We start from the raw sequence: 17,398 nt of genomic DNA, 5'->3' as shown, positions 1-17,398 counted from the left end.
TTCGCAATTCGGACGGGCGGACAACACCCTAGCGCGGTGACGCAGAGTCGGAGGGACGGGGCTTATCCGCCTCCCCGGTCATGGGGACAAAGCGGACGGGAAAGAGCGTGCGGCGCTCCACGCCGGTGGCGGTTTTTGTCAGGAGGATCAGACTTTGATCCTCGTCGCCAACGGGCAGGATCATGCGCCCGCCGACGGCCAGTTGGTCCACCAGCGCCGAGGGAATGTGATCGGGGGCGGCGGTGACGATAATGGCATCGAAGGGGGCCTTCTCGGGCCAGCCGCGGTAGCCGTCGCCGACTCTCACCGAGACGTTGCGGTAGCCGAGGGCAGTGAGCGTCGATTCGGCCCGCTGCCCGAGCGAGTCGAGGATTTCAATCGAGTACACTTCATCGACAATCTCGGCCAGCACCGCCGCCTGATACCCGGATCCGGTGCCGATCTCGAGCACCCGGTCGCGCGGCTTCAGTTGCAACGCCTCGGTCATGGCTGCGACGATGTATGGCTGCGAGATCGTCTGGCCGTAGCCGATCGGCAGCGGGGTGTCATCGTAGGCCTCATCCTGGAACTGCGGCGGCACAAAGCGGTGGCGTGGGACCACGCGCAGGGCATCGAGCACGACCGAATCGCGCACCCCGCGCGCCTCGATCTGGCGCTGCACCATCTCGGCGCGGGCGCGCGCGAAGGCCTCGTCGGCGCCGGGCGGCGGTGTGGGCGGCTCCCAAGAGGAAGCCCGCGGTTCCAACCAGGCCATCATCAGGCAGACTCCCGATATGAGCGTTGCGGTCCACACGGCGTCACACCAAAAACCTATCGCGCCGTCGCCGGGTTGGCAACCGAATTCCGCGGCTCGGAGAAAGCCCCGCCGGTCGCATCGACCGGCGGGGCCTGTGTTGCAGCCACCACGAACGGGCTTTGGGAAGCGTTAAATCGTCAACGTTGCAGCGCGGTCCGTCGGTTCTCCAAATGCGTCCGCCGATTCTGCCACTCGCGCGCGGTGGCGGAATCGCCGGGGACGGTCCGCGTGAAGTAGTCGACCGCGACAATGGCGGAGTCGACGACGACCTGCTGGTCGGAGAGCATCCCCAGCCGGTACCACGCGGTCGACCACTGACTCCACTGCGACATGGCACGGCTGGATGGCGGCACCGTCTCCAGACGGGCGATCAGTTCGCGCAACTCGGCGATTTCATCGAAGCGGCGCATCTGCTCGGCCGTGGTGAGACGTTCGGAACCGCGTGACGGCGCGGCCGCCGGTCCTTCCAGAAGACGGGTCGGTGTGGATGCCGCGCCCGCCGTCTCGAACCCCTGATCGGCCAGCGCCATCTGGCGTTCGTAGGCGCCGAAGGGGTCCTGCGCGGCCAGACGGCCATCGTCGGAGGAAGACTTCTGATCGGGGGCATTCGAATCGACCTGCCCCATGATCATGACTTGTCGATCGGGCCAGAGCGTCTCAGATGGTGTGGTCCCACGCCGGTCGGCGATCGCCATCGTGGGCTCGGCGGACGACGACGCCGGGACGTCGACGGGCCCTGTCGCCAGTTCCGGCTCAGCCGCAGTGGTCGCGCCGGCGGCGTAAGGCGCCGGGGCGGTACGCAGAGCGCTCTCGGTCTGCCGACGCACCGGGGCGAGTGCGGTCGCTGACGGCTCCGTGGCCGGGGCGGTCTCCTCGAGATTGGCAAATTCCGATGAATTCGGCGCCTGCGCGAGAGCTTTCACCCGCGACTGGAGCTCCGCCTCGGACAGGATGTGTACCGACTCGGTGGTCACCAGCGCCCGCTGGTTGGCCACAACCGCGACCAGGACAACGGCCAGGGCCGGAGCCCAGACGCGCGTCAGGATCCGCTGCCAGCGGGGAGTGGCCGGTTCCAGCGAGATCACGGTGGTCACCGGAGCGTCGAGACGCCGCGCCACCTGCTCACGCATGTAATTCCAATAGTCCTCGCCCGGCTCGGGGACGGGCATGGCGGCGACGGAGCGGTCCAACAGACGGACCTCCTCGATCAAGGCGCGGCAACCGGGACAGGCGGCGGCATGCTCCACCACCGCGGCCGGGAGATTCCCCGCCCCTTCCTTCCAGACCCAGTTTTCGACCCCACGGCAATTCATCGTCTTACCTTTCCCCTGTCCGGCCGTAGCCGGACGCCCGCCCTTTACCCTATTACCATCGTTCGGGCATTCTATTCCCGCAGATCATCCATAAAGTCACCCAGCGCCTCACGAAGCCGGTGGCGGGCGCGGGCAATCCGGGACATAACGGTCCCCATTGATACGCCAAGTGCTTTGGAGATTTCATCATAGCTCATTTCATCGCGGATGCGCAGGAGCATAATCGTCCGGTACAACGGCGGCAGGTCGTTGATGGCCGCCTCCAGTCGCTGCAACACACGTTTGCGCCTGAATCCCGCATCGGGCTGTGCCGATTCCCGCTCGAAATCGGTCGGATCGGGTCGGTTCTCCTGCGCCCATTGGGTCCGGAATTGCTGTTTGCGCACAATATTGAGCGCCACATTGACTGTGCTCCGGCAAAGCCAAGCGCCGAGAGGCCGATCGGGATCGACCCGGTCGAGGGCCTGGTAGGTGCGCACAAAGACATCCTGCGCCACTTCGTCCGCAAGGTCATGTGTGCGAACAACATGGAAGGCCCAACGGTATACTTGCCGCTGGTAAATCCGTACCAGTTGGTCGTAGGCGCGACGGTCCCCTTTCTGGGCCAGACGGATCAGCTCGGGCTCACTGAGCGCCGGATAGTGCTGATCACCGCCCGTGTCCGCTCTGGTTACCATCGGTGATTCGGATTATTCCCCGCTGCGAGCAGCGGACAGGTCCAGAAAGGCATCAGGGGGGATGTTCCGTCCGGCCACGATCCGCCAGACAAACAACTCCCAGGCAAGAGCGGGTCTGGCCTTTGAAGTCTTGACCATGAAATCGGTTTCGAAGGCGGCCTCGCAGGTGCGGATCAGGGCATCATATCCGAGATCGGTCGCCTGCCTGTGCAGTTTGCGCATCAGGAAAATGTGGATGTGCAGTTGCTGGGCGATCTCTTCGATCGGCCGGTCGGACAATTCGAGAATCTTCAAATAACGTTGGCATTGGCCGTAGATCAACGACAGCCAGACGGAAAGCTCGCCCAACTGGCGACTGGCGGAGGCGGCCAGCGCCCGGGCAATCGCCAAGCCGCGCACAAAGTCGGAGCGCGACGCCGCCTCCAGAAGTTGGAAGACATCGTACTCGCCCTCGCCGGCCAGCACGACTTCAATATCCGCGGCCTCGATGCGGCGGCGCTTGCCGACGTACAGCGCGACCCGTTCGATCGTCTGGCGGACGGCGAACAGGTCGGTGCCATGCACGCTCGCGATCAGCTCTACGGCCGGTGGCGCCAATATCGTGTCAAGATCGGCGGCGATGCGGGTCACCCACCCGGAGACCTGATCGGGGTAGACGCGCTTGAATTCCTCCACCGGGCCGAACGTGGCCAGCTTCTTGCCGATCACCGTGCGGCGGTCCAGTTCCGCGGCGGTCAGAAGCCACTTGGTCGAGGGCGACGACTGTTGCAGGATCCGGATCAGCTCTTCCTGCTTTTTGCCGGTGACCTTTTCGACGTCGCGAATCAGGACCAGTTGCGTGGTTTCGAACATCGGCATGGTGGCTCCGGCGCCGAGGAGACGATCGAAGTCGATATGGGGCGCGGTGAAGGTCTCGACGCGCAGATCGTCGCCCGCCTGCCGTCGCCAGGCCGCCTTCCAATGCTCGGCGGCGTCCCAGAGCAGATAGGGATTCTCCGCAATGAGAAGATAGAAGGAGCCGAACCTGCCCTGCGCGCGATCTTCCGAGAAGCCCATGATGTGTACGATGCTTGCGTTGTGTCCCGCCCTCGCCGGCGGGCAGGACAAACATATACCGCCGGCCGCCCCTGCGCCAAGCACTTCGGCGGCGGTCGAAAAATCGCCAAGTTCTTCGGTCAGCGAGGAACGTCGCTGGGACGGGCGGGATTGTCCGCCGGCGGCACCCAGCCGATCGTGTAGGGAATGCGCCGTTTGAGCAGCAGCGCGACGTTGCGGAAGTTTTCCAGACCCTGGGCGCAGTCGCGGCGGTCGTTGACCTGGCTGACCACCGAGAAGGAATCGCCGAAAATCTCAAGCGTCTTGTTCTCGAAGACACGGGGATTGATCTCGACGAATTCCAGCAGCGCCAGCAGACTGGCGTATTCGCACTCGCCTGCGGTGCCCTGATAGCGGGCGCGGAAGGTGATCTTCAGTTCGGGGATGACGAAGGAGACAAATCCGGGCCCGGGCTCGTCGGGCTGGCCGGGTTTAATCGACGAAAAGTAGCATTGCATCCGTTCTCCCTAGATGTTCGCAGGTCGACCCCCGCTGTCAGTGGATGCAAAGCCCGTGCCGTGCCCCCAGCCCAACCCGGCGCACTCGGCCGGGAACGGCTAACCTGCTTGTGGACTTACACTCGGCGCGGCGCGCCGGAATGGCGGCCACCGCCGGTGTGCACGTCAGTGCAGAGTTTCTGTCCGCAGGCAGCCGGCAGGTCAGACTTTCTCGAAGGGATCGAAGAGCTTGCGATGCTCAAGCATGGCGTAACGATCGGTCATGCCGGCGATGTAATCGCAGACGACCTGGCGCACATGCGCCTCGTCGGCATCGCGGCCGTTTTCGATCTTGGCCAGATACTGCGGGGCCAGTTGGCGCGGCTCGCTGACGTAGGCGTCGAAGAGCGCATGCACCATCCGCTCGGCCTTCAGTTTCATCCGCACCAGCCGGTAGTGACGGTACATGCGTTCGTAGAGAAAACGTTTGAAGGGGTCGATCTTCGCCTGGAACCCGGGCGAGAACTTCATGAAGATGACCGAGGCGGCGCGGACGTCATCGAGCGAGCGGATGTTGTGCGTTTCCAAAAGCTGATGGGCATGGTCAACCAGGTCGGTGACTTGGCGGTTGATCAGCAGCCGGACGATGTGGTGCCGGCGTAGACGTCGGTCGAGGTCCGGGTGCGCGCGACGCGATTCCGCGTTGAGTTCCTCCCAGAGCTCGATGCCGCGCAAGTCCTCCCAGGCAAACATGTCGGCGCGCAGGCCGTCGTCGAGGTCATGGGAATTGTAGGCGATCTCATCGGCGAAGTTGACCAGCTGCGCCTCAAGCGTGGGGCGCCACTCGGGGTGGAAATCGGGCAGACGCGCCTCGGGGCGGTCGTAGACGGTCTCGTGTTTGACAATCCCTTCGCGGACCTCGAAGGTGAGGTTCAAGCCCGTGTATCCGGGATAGCGTTCCTCCAGCACCTCGACAACGCGCAATGATTGGCGGTTGTGCGAGAAGCCGCCGTCGGGCGCCATCTTGGCGTTGAGCGCATCCTCGCCGGCATGGCCAAACGGGGTGTGTCCGAGGTCATGGGCCAGCGCGATCGCCTCGGCGAGATCCTCGTTGAGGGCCATGGCGCGGGCGATCGAGCGGGCAATCTGCGCGACCTCGATCGTGTGGGTGAGACGCGTGCGGTAGTTGTCGCCCTCGTGGTTCACAAAGACCTGGGTTTTGTATTCGAGACGACGGAACGCCGCGGAGTGGATGATCCGTTCGCGATCGCGCTGGAATTCGGTCCGGTAGGGGTGCGCCGGCTCGGCATAGACCCGTCCCAGCGTGCGCGCACTAAGCGCCGCATAGGGCGCAAGGACCTGTGCTTCCAGTTCGGCGAGGTTGCGTCGGGTCATTTCATCCTCAGGCGGTCGAAGATACGATATGGGCGGAGTGGAAACGACCGGATTTCGGCTCACCGGCTCCACGCCAGGCCGATGGCGTGCGTGCCGCCCAGTTCGGGATGCCCCTCATAGGTGTAGACCAGCGCGCCGCCACGGTAGCGGAACCGTCCGCCGAGAGCGTAGCGCACCGGATCGAATCGCAATCCGGCCAGGAATTCCACGTTGTCGGTCAGTGAAAGAACCTGCCCCAAACCGAAGCGATGATCACCCTCGCGGGTCCGGCGCCAGCGGGCGCCAAGCGCCACTTCTTCTCCGGCTGTCCACGCCGCCGACAATTCGACGACCGGATCGGAGGGGTCATTCTCGTACACTCGGTCGAGCGTGATACTGTGAAGCGCGGCGGCGAGATGAAGCGACGGCCATGGACGTGCCGCGACGGAGAGAGTGCCGAAGCCGCCGGCATACCGTGAGAGATTGTCGCCGAATTCGGCGCTCACATACATGAGCGATGCGCCGATGGCGAGCCGTCGCACGGGAGTCAGGGCGATGGCGCCGGTGAGGCGATATTCCTGATACAAACCGGCCTCGCCGGATCGCGTGACCGTGCCACCGGCGCGCCAGCGGCCGATCTGGCGCGCGGCGGCCAGCGTGAGATCTTCCAGTTCACTCAAACCGAATGGTTGGCGATAAGAGAGTTCCAGCGCGGTGCGTGTGTCGGCAAGACCCGACAACGCCGGATGCACGCCCACGACCGCGGGAGACCCCGGCAAGAGCGCGTAGACCTCCCCGACGCTCTGCAGCACCGCTGAACCGAATTCATCGTCCTGCGCCAATGCGTGTTTTGCGAGGGCCAGCCCGAGAAGGACGACCAGCGGAATCAGGAGTCGTCGCCGGGTCATGGGGCCAGCACCACCACGAGTTTCTTCGTTGATCCGGCCGGTTCGGAGCGGGCCAACAGGATGTATGGACCGGGTCGGAGGTCTGCGCCATCGTCGTCGGTGCCATTCCAGGCGATCGAGCCGGAAGCGCTGGGCGCATCATCGACGATGGTGCGCACCGTGTGGCCGTCGCGATCGAAGATCTTCAGCGTGAGCCGTTCGCCGATGTCGATACGGTAGACGATGTTGGCGATCTGTCCCGCGGCGCGGAAGACGGGGTTGGGTGAAACCGCAACGTCCAGCGGTCCGGCGGCGGCGGCATCGACGGAATTGGGCGCGCCCGGCGTCGCGCCCGCGGCGGCGACCGATGCGGTCCAATCGGCACGCGTGGAGTATGTCGGCGACAGGGAGATGCGTTCCCACGAACGGTTGTGGCCGGCTCCTTCGACATACGTCAGCGAGTCGATGATTTCGCCCAGAACGCCGCGCAAACGGATCCTGTCGCCGTCGTTGTTCAACTCGCGCCAGTTGCGGACTTCGATGAGGTCGCCGGTGAAACCGGCATACCAGGCGAGAAAGGCAACACGGTCTTGGCAGAGAACGACGTAGTCGCCGGGCGCCAGCACAAACGGCGCAGAGATCGGGAGCGGCGCATAGCCCACCGAGTCACCCAAGCCGCAGCCACGCAGGGTGAGCATCATATCGGAGGCGTTGTACAGCTCGACCCACTCGCCGGGGCCGGGACTGGCGGGATCGGCCAGGTATTCCGCGATGACCAGCCCGGGAAAAGTGTGCCCGATTTGCATCGACCGGGTGGCGCTGTTGTTGTCACCAAACTCATCATCCGGAACGGCCGCGCGCAGAATGTAAAACCCGGGCGGCAGCGGCCCGAACTCGAAGGGAACGACCACAGCCGACTCCGGCGCCAGGGACGGTAAGACGGTTGACCAGACTTCTGTGTCGCTGATCCCATCCACGATGCTGATCTTGGCCTGTTCGACGGTGGCGAAGCCCTCGTTGACGACTTCCAGTGAGCCGGTGATCGCAGACGGCCAGTAGACGCCCGACGCATCCAGACCAAAACCGGTCAACGCCAGATCGTTGTCGTTCCGGGCGATTGAATTGGGGCGTCCCGGTGTGGCGCCCCAGGGGTCGATGCTGTGTCCCCAATCGCGACGGTCAGCGGGCCGCGGTAGCAACTGCCGGCGTTCGAGCGATCGCCAATCCTGCGGCAAGGCGGCATACGTCAGTGAGTCGATGATCTCAGTCCCCGCGCCCGCCAGTCGAATGCGATCGCCGCCATCGCCCAGTGTGCGCCAGGCGGGCACGGTCAGTACTTCGCCGGCGAATTCCTGGTACGCGGAGCGGAATTGATCTTCATCCTGAGCCAGCACCACAAACGCCCCCGGCTCCAGGATGGACGCCGTTGGCGGAAGACTGGACAAGGCAGTGCTGTCGCCGATCTGGACACCGCGCAGGTCGACGGGAACAGTGGCCGTATTGTACAATTCGATCCACTCGCCGGAGAACCCGGCTACGGGGGCGGCCATGTACTCGGAGATGATGAGTAGCGAAGGCGGACAGAGAATGGTAATCACGATCGCGGCGCTGTCGGCTGCGGTTCCCTGAGCGTCGCGCAGCGAAAACTGCAGACGCTGCAACCCAATAGGCGCATCGACCCAGGGTAACGCGAGGATCGCCGACTGTCCCTCGTCCATCGCCGTGATCGCGAGTTCAGCGATCGGTTCGCGCTGTGCGCCGGGGTTGGCGAAGTCGAGTTCGCGCAGGACAGTCAGTATAAAACCCGAAGCCGGCCCGAAGCGGTGATTGCGCACTGCCGCGGCCAGAGTGAGTGTGTCGCCCCAGCGACGCAGCGCCGGCTCGATCCAGACGGAATCGAACATCAGCGACCCGGTTTCGCCGCGCGCCACCGAATTGGGCGTGCCGGGGGTGGCGCCCAGCGGCGCCTCGGAAACGGTCCAGTCACCGGGCACAGAGTACGATGGCGTCAATTCGACACGTTCCACCGATCGGTTGTCGGGATAGGTCAGGCGGAAGGACAGCGAGTCGATGATCTCACCGGAGGGGCCGATTAAGCGAATGCCATCGCCGGTATTGTTGAGCGCGCGCCAGCCGGGGATGCCGGTGAGCGCTCCGGTGAAGTCAGGATAGTGAGCGCGGAAGGCGGCCGCGTTTTCGGCCAGCACATGGAATCCGCCGGCAGGGATTGCTCCGGCGGTGGCGGGAATCGATTCGCTATTGAGCGAATCGCCGACACGCAGCCCTTCGAGACGAATCTCCCAGTCGCTGACGTTGGCGATCTCCACCCATTCATCGGGACCGGGGGTTTCGGGATTGGCGAGATACTCGGAGATCACCAGATGCGGTCGATTGAAACGCACGAGGACCGGCACCGTGCGTGCATTGTTGGAGCTGTCGGCGTCTTCGTTGAGCCAGGCCGTGACGGGGCTGATCCCCGGGGGCGGGTTCGGCCAATCGAGCACGAGCGTGAGTTCACCACTTTCGGGAATGGCCGGGTAGGGTCGCGCAACGATGACTCTGGCCGCGCTCCCATCGTGTCGCAGCGTCAGCGTGCCGCCGGCGACATCGCCGAAGCCGACATTGCGGATGCGCACGGCGACGCGCACCGTGTCATCCGGCGTGGGAAGCAGCGGGCCCGTGACGAGGGTATCGATGGCCAGATCGCCGCGCGGCGGCAGCACCGAATTGGGCGATCCCGGCGTTGATCCGGACGGAGCGACACTGGGCGCGAAATTGGACGGGGCATCGTTGTCGCCGGGACGAATCCGTTCGATCGAACGTCCATCGCCCGCGTCGGAAGCCCAGAGGATGAGCGAGGTATCGCCGGTGGGCGACACCAGACGCACCGTGTCGCCGGCGTTGCGCAAAGACATCTGGCCGACCGCGATCAACGGAAATGATTCATCGGGCCTATCGCCCCAGACACCGGACGAGTCACCCCAGCGCGCTTCGAAACTGGCCGCGCCGATCGTCTTGCGCGCGAGAACGGCAAAGCCGCCGGCGGGGATGACAAGCGAGGTGTCGAAAGTGATGATCGACCCGCCATCGAGCAATCGGTATCCCTGCAGCGAAACGTCGGCTCCGGTGTCAGGCCAATGGAGGAGTTCGATCCACTCGAGTGTGGTGGCCGACCCGGGTTCGTTGGCGAGGGCCTCGTTCAGGATCAAACCGGCCCGGGCCGGCATGGCCATCCGGAGGATCGCACCGAACGCAAGGAGTAAGGGAAGCATCCTGCGAAGCATGTTACTACCTTAATGCGAGCCGCACCCGCAATTCAACCGGATCGTTGGCGTCCGGATTCTCGAGTTGCTTCCAGACCAGCGCCGCCTCGAACTTCAGGCCGGCCGCCGGAGTGACGACTTCGGTGAAGTAGAAGTACCAGTATCCATCGCCGGGATGATCCAGATCGGGATCGGTCCAGCGGATCGCCGGCGCCAGACGCACAAACCGTCTGAGCTGCCACTCCAGCCCGACGCCGGCGCGGACAAACGGCGCTTCACGACTGTAATGGCGCCCATACTCGGCGCGCAGATTGAGGCGCCGTCCCTCCCTCCCCCACCAGAGGTAGTTGCCCAGCGAGTAGGACTCGCTTTCGTCCTCGTCGATGCGGGCCCGGACGAAGGGCGTCAGACGCAGACCGTCGCGTTGGACCTCGGCACGGAACACGCCGTCGTGTTCCAGCTTTTCGCCGGGCGCCTCGCGGTGAGTCATCCAGTCCCAGCGCAGACGCATACCGGGCGCGACATCCAGCCGTGTCGAGAAGTCGAATCCGCGCTCGCCGGCGGTGCGTGAGGAGAACGCCCTTCCGCGCGATTCAAGCCCGACCACGCGTGTGTCGATGTGCCCCGGCCCGCCGCCGAGGGGATTGGTGAAGCCATCGCCATATGACCATAGCCGGGCATGGAAGCGGCCGCGTTGCAGCGGCCAGAGAAATTCGACCGCCTTGGCGGAGACACCGCGGTTGTTGATGGCGAATTCAGCCAGCAACTGCCGCGGGCCATGCCCCAGGCGTGTGTGAGCGCCATAGACCTGCTCCTCATGAGCGGAGAACAGCTCGAAGCCCTCAATTTCAGGTCTCTCGATGCCGTTGACGCTGCTGGCCCAGTTGAGGCCGACATCCATCGTTTTCCGGGACCAACGCAGTTGCGTCCCGCCCGACCATTCAGTCAGACTGTCGCTGTCGAGAAAACTGAGAAATCCATCTCCCCTCACGGAAGGGGCCAGCGCGATGCTCGCGGCGATTCCATCGTGCCGCCCGAGCGCAGGTTGCCAGAAGGAGCCGGAGCGGTCCACGGAACGCACTATCCGTGAGCGGCGTCCGACCACCAACCCTCTCCCCCAGCGCGGTTCGAGGTTGCCGAGTTGCATCGTGACCCGGCGTGTCTGCCAGATGAGGGTGCGCCGTCGCCAGCGACCGCCCTCGTCGCGGTCATGCTCCCAGTCGAACAGGCCGCGGACTGCGCCGCTCTGCCAACGGACCACGGTGTACCCATCGCTGCCGGTGGGTTCATTCAAGTCGGCATCGATCCCGCTGCGCCACGAAGTCAGAAGCGGCAGGTCGACACGTCCGGTGACGGCAGCGGGCCGGGGTTGAGTGATCGGCTGGGATGAATCGGCGGCCAGATAGCCGGCATCGGAGCCAGGAAGCGCTTCCCAGTCGGAGGGAGGGTTGGTCAGTGTGTCGGCGCCGGCGCGGACCAGTTCCAGAAGATCGAGGAAATCTTCGAAACTGATCTCGCCTTGGTCGAGCGCTTCCCAGAGATCCTCCTCGGATTCATAGGGGCGGATATCGGGTTGCTGGGCGGCGGCGGATGGGGCAAGGGCCAATAAGACCAATAGGACCAATAGGACAGATAGGACGAATTGGGCCAATGCGGCGGTACGCTCAGAGGCCATACTCGCGAATCTTGCGGTAGAGTGTGCGTTCGCCGATGCCCAGCAATCGGGCCGCCTGCGAGCGGTTGCCGCGGGTTTGCTGGAGAGCCAGCGCGATGCGCTCGCGCTCCACCTCGCGCATCGAGGCAAAACGGTCCCCGCCGCTGACGGCGTGGTCGGTGTCGGAGAGACGGTCGACACGACGCTTGAGATAATCCAAGTCGCGTTTCAGCTCGGAGAGCGCGGCGAAAATCATCTCGCGCTCGACATTTTCGGCGCGCCGTCCGGTCGCCACCGGGAGGTTGACGCCGGGGCGGACGTTTTCCAGCAGCTCGCCGACCCGCTCGGTGTCGAGCGTCAGGCCGGGGAAGCGCACGCCGGCGCGCTCGACAAAATTGCGCAGTTCGCGGATGTTGCCCGGCCAGTCGTAGTCGACCAGCCGTGCCAGCGCGGGTTCGTCGAGGAATCCGGTCAGCGCGCCGCCGGCCTGGCCGCGATGATGGGCCAGGAGCGCCGGAACATCGGCGCGGCGGTCGCGCAATGGCGCCAGCGGCAACTGCACCACCGCCAGGCGGAAATACAGATCGCGGCGAAAGTGTCCATCAGCTACGGCGCTTTGCAGATGGCGGTTGGTGGCGGCGACAATACGGAAATCGACCGGCAATGCCCGGGTCGCGCCGATCGGGCGCACCTGACGCTCCTCGAGCACACGCAGAAGACGCGCCTGCACCGCCGGACTGGTCTCGCCGATTTCATCGAGGAAGATCGTGCCACCGTCGACCGCCTCGAAGATGCCCTTCTTGCGGCCGAAGGCATCGGTGAACGCCCCCTTTTCGTGGCCGAAGAGTTCGCTTTCAAGGAGTGTCTCGGGAAAGGCCGAGCAATTGAGGGCCAGGAAGGGTTTCGCGGCACGAGCGCTGTTGCGATGCACGGCGCGCGCGGCCAGCTCCTTGCCGGTGCCGGATTCGCCTTCGATGAGCACGGTCGCATCCGATTGCGCCGCAGCCAACAGCAGATTCGAGGCGGCGCGTATCTCAGGCGAAAGCCCCACCCAACCGCAACGCGCCACCTGGTCGCGCTCCGACCAGAGGGCGGTCAACCGCGCCCGCAACTGGGCGATCTCCTGATCGCGCGGCAGGAGATTTGCGCCCCAGCGCGCGGACAAATCACGCCATGTTGCCGGCTTACTCCATCCACCCGGCTCCGCATCCTCAACGAGCAACAAGTCAGCCATCGGCGCGCGATGACGGACCTTGGCTGTCAATTGTTCCACCGTCAGGCCGGCGTTGGCGAGATCGAGAAGGATGATGTCCGGAGAGCGATCGGCCAGACGACGCAACGCCGTCATCAGGCCGTCGAAGGCGGTGTGCGATCCACCGAAGGGTTCGATCGCCCTCCGCCAATGCTCGGCCAAGCGGGGATCGGCGGTGATTGTGCAGATTTGACGTGCCTGCCTTGCCATCCAAGCCCTCGATTTCTGCCATAATAGCAGAGATCTGGCCAGAATGGCAAGGGCCCGGATCGCTGTGTGGACAGTCAGCGACGACGGGATCGTCGCCCATAGCGGCGCGCTGCGCCGGCTTTGGGCTTTCGGGGTGATTCCTCGGCGACCAACTCCAGGTCGATCTCGCGACGTTCGGCATCGGTGCGGATCAGGCGCACACGAACGCTTTCGCCGAGACGGAAGGTCCGTCCGCGTCGGCGTCCCCGCACCTGCCAGCGTTCGCGCTCCCAGACATAGAAGTCATCGTCGATGCCGGAAAACCGGACCAGCCCGTCGGCGCCGATCCCATCCAGAGAGACAAACATGCCGAACTCGAGGAATCCGGAGACTTTGCCGGTGTATTCGTCGCCCAGGTGCTGCGAGAGGTACTCCAGTTGCTTAATGCGGATTGATTCGCGCTCGGCTTCCTCCGCCTGCCGCTCACGGTCGGAGGTTTGCCGACCAATGGCCGGCAGCGCGGCGCGCATGCTGTTCTGTTGCGCCACCTTCCAGGTGTTGGACTCGAGCTTCTTGATGTGCCGGTGAATCCACAGATCGGGGTAGCGGCGGATCGGCGAGGTGAAATGCGTGTAGTACGGGAACGCCAATCCAAAGTGCCCGACGTTGTCGGGTTGATAGACCGCCTTCATCAGCGAGCGCAACAGGACCTGGTGGATCATGTCCTTGCGCGGGTCATCGCGGATCTGCTCAAGAAACTGCGCGAGCTTTTTCGGCGTGACGCCCCCTTCGGCCGAGAAGCGGAAGCCCAGGTGCTCGGCGAATCCGGCGAATTCTTCCATCTTTTCCGGGGCCGGCGGCGCATGGACGCGATAGAGACAGGGAAGATTCTTGCGCAGGAAGCGGTGCGCGGCGCACTGGTTGGCCACCAGCATGAATTCCTCAATCAACTGGTGCGACTCATCCGAGTGCCGCAGCCGGATGTCCACCGGGTGGCCGTCTTCGTCGAGAATCACCTTCGCTTCCGGGACATCGAGGTCGAGACTGCCGTGGGCGAACCGCCGCCGTCGCAGCAGGCGCGCCAGCGCCCGCATCATGTCGAGCGTGTCGGCCAGCGGCGCGATTGTGCGCGTCTTCTCCCCTGTCGCGAAGTAGTCCATGACCATCTCGTAACTCAACTTCGCGCGCGAACGGATCACGCCCTCGACGAACCGGTACTTGATCACCTCGCCGGTTTCGCTCAGGTCGATGATGCAGGAGAGCGTCAGCCGGTCGACCTTCGGCCGCAGACTGCATAGATCGTTGGAGAGCCGCTCGGGAAGCATCGGGATGACACGGTCGACCAGATAGACCGATGTGCCGCGCTCGTAGGCCTCGCGATCGAGCGCGCCGCCTTCACGGACATAGTGGCTGACGTCGGCGATGTGCACTCCCAGCCGCCAGTGACGGCCCACGCGTTCGATCGAGACGGCGTCGTCGTGGTCCTTGGCATCGGCGGGGTCGATGGTGAAGGTGATGAGGTCGCGAAAGTCCTCGCGTCCCTTCAGCTCACCGGGAGGAATCGAGTCGGGGAACGCCTTGGCTTCCTGAAGCACCTCGGCGGGGAAACGTCGCGGAAGATTGTAGGAACCGATAACTCGTTCGATGTCGACACCCGGTTCATCGGGGAAGCCGAGCACCTCGACGATCTTCCCGGACGGGGAGGCATCGGGGGAGTCCCAGTCGGTGATCTGCACGATCACTTGCTGGCCGATCTGCGCCTTGCGGGTCTGGGCGGGCGGAACATGGATTTCGCGCAGCGGGTGCGGGGCATCGGGCACCACGTAGGAGAAGTGCCGCGACTTGTGGTAGATACCGACGATCGGCTTGAGCGCCCGCGCGAGAATCTTGATGATAGCCCCTTCCTCGGTGGGCCCGTCTTTTTCCTGATGCAGACGCACCATCACCCGGTCGCCGTCAAGCGCGGTGAGCCGCTCGCGCGGGCGGATAAAGATCTCGCGGCGCGGCGCCCCGGGGTCCTCGTCGGGTGGATCAAGACGGACGAAGAAGTGCTGCCCGCGACGCACCGCCACGGTGCCGATGATCAGGTTGAGCGGATCGGGCGGCGCCAGACGTCCGCGCTTGAGCGTCACCAGCCGTCCGGACGAAAGCATCTGCTTGACCAGGCCGCGCAGTTTCGGGTAGTCGCGCTCTGGCAGATGCATCAAGTGCGACAGTTCGCGCAGCTTGACCGGCCGTCCAACGTCGTGGATCAGGAAGTGAATAATGCTGTCGGGCGTCAGGGTCATGCGAAGGGCTCCAAAGGCAAACAAGGGGCTTACGCCCCCTGTTCACCATCATATCGAACGGACAGACACATCGGATCAGTCGCGACGGCTCTTGATCAGCACCTTGCTAAACATCGGCATGTTTTCCAGGACCCGTCCGGTGCCTCGCACCACGCAGGTGAGCGGGTCATCGGCGACGTTGACCGGGAGATTGGTTTCCTGCCTGAGACGGCGGTCGAGACCGCGCAGAAGGGCGCCGCCGCCAGTGAGGATGATACCGCGGTCGAGGATGTCGGAGGACAGTTCGGGCGGGGTGCGTTCGAGCGACTGCCGGACCGCCTCGACAATGGCGTCGATGGGTTCTTCCAGCGCCTCGCGCACTTGCACCGAGGAGATCTTCATTGTCTTGGGCACGCCGGCGATCAGGTCGCGTCCCTTGATCTCGATCGATTCCTCGCGGTCCAAGGGCGCGGCCGAGCCGATCCGGATCTTGATTTCCTCGGCTGTCAATTCGCCGATCAGGAGGTTGTAGTTCTTCTTCAGGTAGAGCACGATCGACTCGTTCATCTCGTCGCCGGCGATGCGGATCGACATGTTGTTGACGATCCCCGAAAGGGCGATGACGGCGATTTCTGACGTGCCGCCGCCGATGTCGATCACCATGTTGCCGGAGGGCTGGTCGACCGGCAGCCCGACGCCGATGGCGGCGGCCATCGGCTCCTGCAGCAGGAAGACCTCGCGGGCGCCGGCGCTCTGGGCCGAATCGCGCACCGCGCGCTTTTCCACTTCGGTGATCCCCGACGGCACCGAGACCACCACTTTGGGTTTCATCAGGTAGCGGTGGCGAATCACCCGGCGGATGAAGTCCGAGAGCAACTTCTCGGTGATCTCGAAGTCGGCGATCACGCCGTCTTTGAGCGGACGCACCGCGCGGATTTCATCGGGGGTGCGTCCCAGCATCTCCTTGGCGGCCGAGCCGACGGCGAGGATGCGTCCACTGCTGACCTCGGTGGCCACCACCGAGGGTTCATTGAGCACGATGCCGACGCCGCGCACCCAGACCAGCGTGTTGGCGGTGCCGAGGTCGATGCCAATGTCGGAGGAAATCAGGTCGAAGAGTCCCACTGCCCCATCCTATTCATCTGCGCCGGCGGCCGTTCCCTGGTCCCGCCCGCCGAAGTATATGTGCCGTCCGATCAGATTGACAAACTCGCTCCACGGCCGGTCGCCGGTTTTTTCGGCGACATGGCGCAGGGCGCCCATTTTGGAGTCGATCTCGTCGGCGTAGTAGAGAATGAACGCCTCGCGCGTCTGCGGCACCACCGGCGATCCGGTCTCCATCTGTCCCTGGTGCGAGATGATCAGGTGCCGCAGCAGTTGTTCGGTCCGTTCCGGAAACCCCTCGATCGCCCGCATGGCGCTGGTGACGCGGAAGTCACCGGAGTTGATATGCCCGACCAACCGGCCCTCATCGGAGTAGTCGATCATCGACCCGATGGCATACTGCTCGATCTTGCCGATGTCGTGCAGCAGCGCCCCGCAAATCAGAAGCTCGCGGTCCAGATCGGGATAGACCTGGCAGAGCAGCTCGACGATGCGCGCCATGTTCAGCGAGTGTTCCGCCAGTCCACCGAGCGAATCATGGTGCCAGCGTTTGCCGCCAGCCGCCTGCAGGTAGGCCGCGCGCGTGGCGCCGTCGCCGAGCAGCGACCCCAGCAACCGTGAAAGCCAGGGATCGGCGATCGACCCGATGAAGCGGTCCAATTCCGCCGCCAGTGTTTCAGACGGGACCGGCGCGCGGGGGACGAAGGCCGATTTGTCAACCTGGTCGTCGGCTCCGGCGGGACGCATCCTTTCGATGCGAATCTGCGGACGATCGCGGTAGGTCCCGACCAGACCGCGGACCTTGACGATATCGCCGGCGCGCAATTGGTCGAGCAGAGATTCATACCCCTCCCACATGACCGCTTCCATGCGTCCCGATGCGTCGCCGAGCTCCAGCGTGAGCCGTTCGCCCCCCTGATGCTCGCGGCGCTCGAACTTGCGGAGCGCAAAGAAATCTTCGACGCGGTCGCCGGGCGCAAGGTCGCGGATGGCCATCTTCCCCTCTTAAACTCGCTGGACCCCAATGGGTTCCGTAAACGGCCCAAAATCCCTTCCCCCGGCGGCAAAGTCAAGCGGAAAGCCCGTAAGT

General features: G+C 64.4%; 13 protein-coding genes. All 13 read right to left on the bottom strand.

What is annotated here, in order from left to right; genetic code table 11:
- Nucleotides 1-28: 28 nt before the first annotated feature.
- The 13 genes from VNN55_06660 to VNN55_06600 all read right to left on the bottom strand — a co-directional run bounded on the left by VNN55_06660 (nt 29) and on the right by VNN55_06600 (nt 17,304).
- Nucleotides 29-754, bottom strand: coding sequence for a protein-L-isoaspartate(D-aspartate) O-methyltransferase (locus VNN55_06660; GenBank protein ID HWO57230.1), 726 nt, complete (start codon nt 752-754; stop codon nt 29-31).
- Nucleotides 755-933: 179 nt separating this feature from the next.
- The gene (locus VNN55_06655; protein HWO57229.1) at nt 934-2,109 is read right to left on the bottom strand and encodes a hypothetical protein; all 1,176 of its coding nucleotides are present in this window, start codon (nt 2,107-2,109) and stop codon (nt 934-936) included.
- Nucleotides 2,110-2,180: 71 nt separating this feature from the next.
- Nucleotides 2,181-2,786: a sigma-70 family RNA polymerase sigma factor gene (locus VNN55_06650; GenBank protein ID HWO57228.1), complete on the bottom strand. Its 606-nt coding sequence runs from the start codon at nt 2,784-2,786 to the stop codon at nt 2,181-2,183.
- A 12-nt stretch (nt 2,787-2,798) separates the two neighbouring features.
- Entirely contained in the window at nt 2,799-3,842 is a 1,044-nt protein-coding gene (gene holA, locus VNN55_06645; protein HWO57227.1) for a DNA polymerase III subunit delta, read from the bottom strand.
- Between the two features lie 119 nt (nt 3,843-3,961).
- Nucleotides 3,962-4,339 (bottom strand): hypothetical protein, encoded by a 378-nt coding sequence (locus tag VNN55_06640; GenBank protein HWO57226.1) that lies wholly within the window; start codon nt 4,337-4,339, stop codon nt 3,962-3,964.
- A 201-nt stretch (nt 4,340-4,540) separates the two neighbouring features.
- Nucleotides 4,541-5,713, bottom strand: a complete 1,173-nt coding sequence (locus VNN55_06635) for a deoxyguanosinetriphosphate triphosphohydrolase (GenBank protein ID HWO57225.1) — start codon at nt 5,711-5,713, stop codon at nt 4,541-4,543.
- 59 nt (nt 5,714-5,772) lie between these two features.
- Entirely contained in the window at nt 5,773-6,600 is an 828-nt protein-coding gene (locus VNN55_06630; GenBank protein HWO57224.1) for a hypothetical protein, read from the bottom strand.
- Complete coding sequence (locus VNN55_06625) at nt 6,597-9,806, bottom strand: lamin tail domain-containing protein (GenBank protein ID HWO57223.1); 3,210 nt, start codon at nt 9,804-9,806, stop codon at nt 6,597-6,599. Before VNN55_06625 ends, VNN55_06630 begins: the two co-directional genes overlap by 4 nt.
- A gap of 61 nt (nt 9,807-9,867) precedes the next feature.
- Nucleotides 9,868-11,448 (bottom strand): hypothetical protein, encoded by a 1,581-nt coding sequence (locus VNN55_06620; protein HWO57222.1) that lies wholly within the window; start codon nt 11,446-11,448, stop codon nt 9,868-9,870.
- A 58-nt stretch (nt 11,449-11,506) separates the two neighbouring features.
- Nucleotides 11,507-12,958 (bottom strand): sigma-54 dependent transcriptional regulator, encoded by a 1,452-nt coding sequence (locus VNN55_06615; protein HWO57221.1) that lies wholly within the window; start codon nt 12,956-12,958, stop codon nt 11,507-11,509.
- Nucleotides 12,959-13,032: 74 nt separating this feature from the next.
- Nucleotides 13,033-15,225 (bottom strand): ribonuclease R, encoded by a 2,193-nt coding sequence (gene rnr, locus VNN55_06610; GenBank protein ID HWO57220.1) that lies wholly within the window; start codon nt 15,223-15,225, stop codon nt 13,033-13,035.
- A 75-nt stretch (nt 15,226-15,300) separates the two neighbouring features.
- Nucleotides 15,301-16,329, bottom strand: coding sequence for a rod shape-determining protein (locus VNN55_06605; GenBank protein HWO57219.1), 1,029 nt, complete (start codon nt 16,327-16,329; stop codon nt 15,301-15,303).
- A 9-nt stretch (nt 16,330-16,338) separates the two neighbouring features.
- Nucleotides 16,339-17,304, bottom strand: a complete 966-nt coding sequence (locus VNN55_06600; GenBank protein ID HWO57218.1) for an HD domain-containing protein — start codon at nt 17,302-17,304, stop codon at nt 16,339-16,341.
- Nucleotides 17,305-17,398 lie beyond the last annotated feature (94 nt).

The organism is bacterium (assembly GCA_035559435.1).
Classification (GTDB): Bacteria; Zixibacteria; MSB-5A5; order WJJR01; family WJJR01; genus JACQFV01.
Note: the sequence above shows the minus strand (reverse complement) of the source record. Positions and strands in the feature narration are given on the sequence as shown.

Bases quoted from the DNA above. Each gene is read 5' to 3' on its own strand.
- VNN55_06660 (HWO57230.1), bottom strand. From the start codon at position 754: ATGGCCTGGTTGGAACCGCGGGCTTCCTCTTGGGAGCCGCCCACACCG.
- VNN55_06655 (HWO57229.1), bottom strand. From the start codon at position 2,109: ATGAATTGCCGTGGGGTCGAAAACTGGGTCTGGAAGGAAGGGGCGGGG.
- VNN55_06650 (HWO57228.1), bottom strand. From the start codon at position 2,786: ATGGTAACCAGAGCGGACACGGGCGGTGATCAGCACTATCCGGCGCTC.
- holA (HWO57227.1), bottom strand. From the start codon at position 3,842: ATGGGCTTCTCGGAAGATCGCGCGCAGGGCAGGTTCGGCTCCTTCTAT.
- VNN55_06640 (HWO57226.1), bottom strand. From the start codon at position 4,339: ATGCAATGCTACTTTTCGTCGATTAAACCCGGCCAGCCCGACGAGCCC.
- VNN55_06635 (HWO57225.1), bottom strand. From the start codon at position 5,713: ATGACCCGACGCAACCTCGCCGAACTGGAAGCACAGGTCCTTGCGCCC.
- VNN55_06630 (HWO57224.1), bottom strand. From the start codon at position 6,600: ATGACCCGGCGACGACTCCTGATTCCGCTGGTCGTCCTTCTCGGGCTG.
- VNN55_06625 (HWO57223.1), bottom strand. From the start codon at position 9,806: ATGCCGGCCCGGGCCGGTTTGATCCTGAACGAGGCCCTCGCCAACGAA.
- VNN55_06615 (HWO57221.1), bottom strand. From the start codon at position 12,958: ATGGCAAGGCAGGCACGTCAAATCTGCACAATCACCGCCGATCCCCGC.
- rnr (HWO57220.1), bottom strand. From the start codon at position 15,225: ATGACCCTGACGCCCGACAGCATTATTCACTTCCTGATCCACGACGTT.
- VNN55_06600 (HWO57218.1), bottom strand. From the start codon at position 17,304: ATGGCCATCCGCGACCTTGCGCCCGGCGACCGCGTCGAAGATTTCTTT.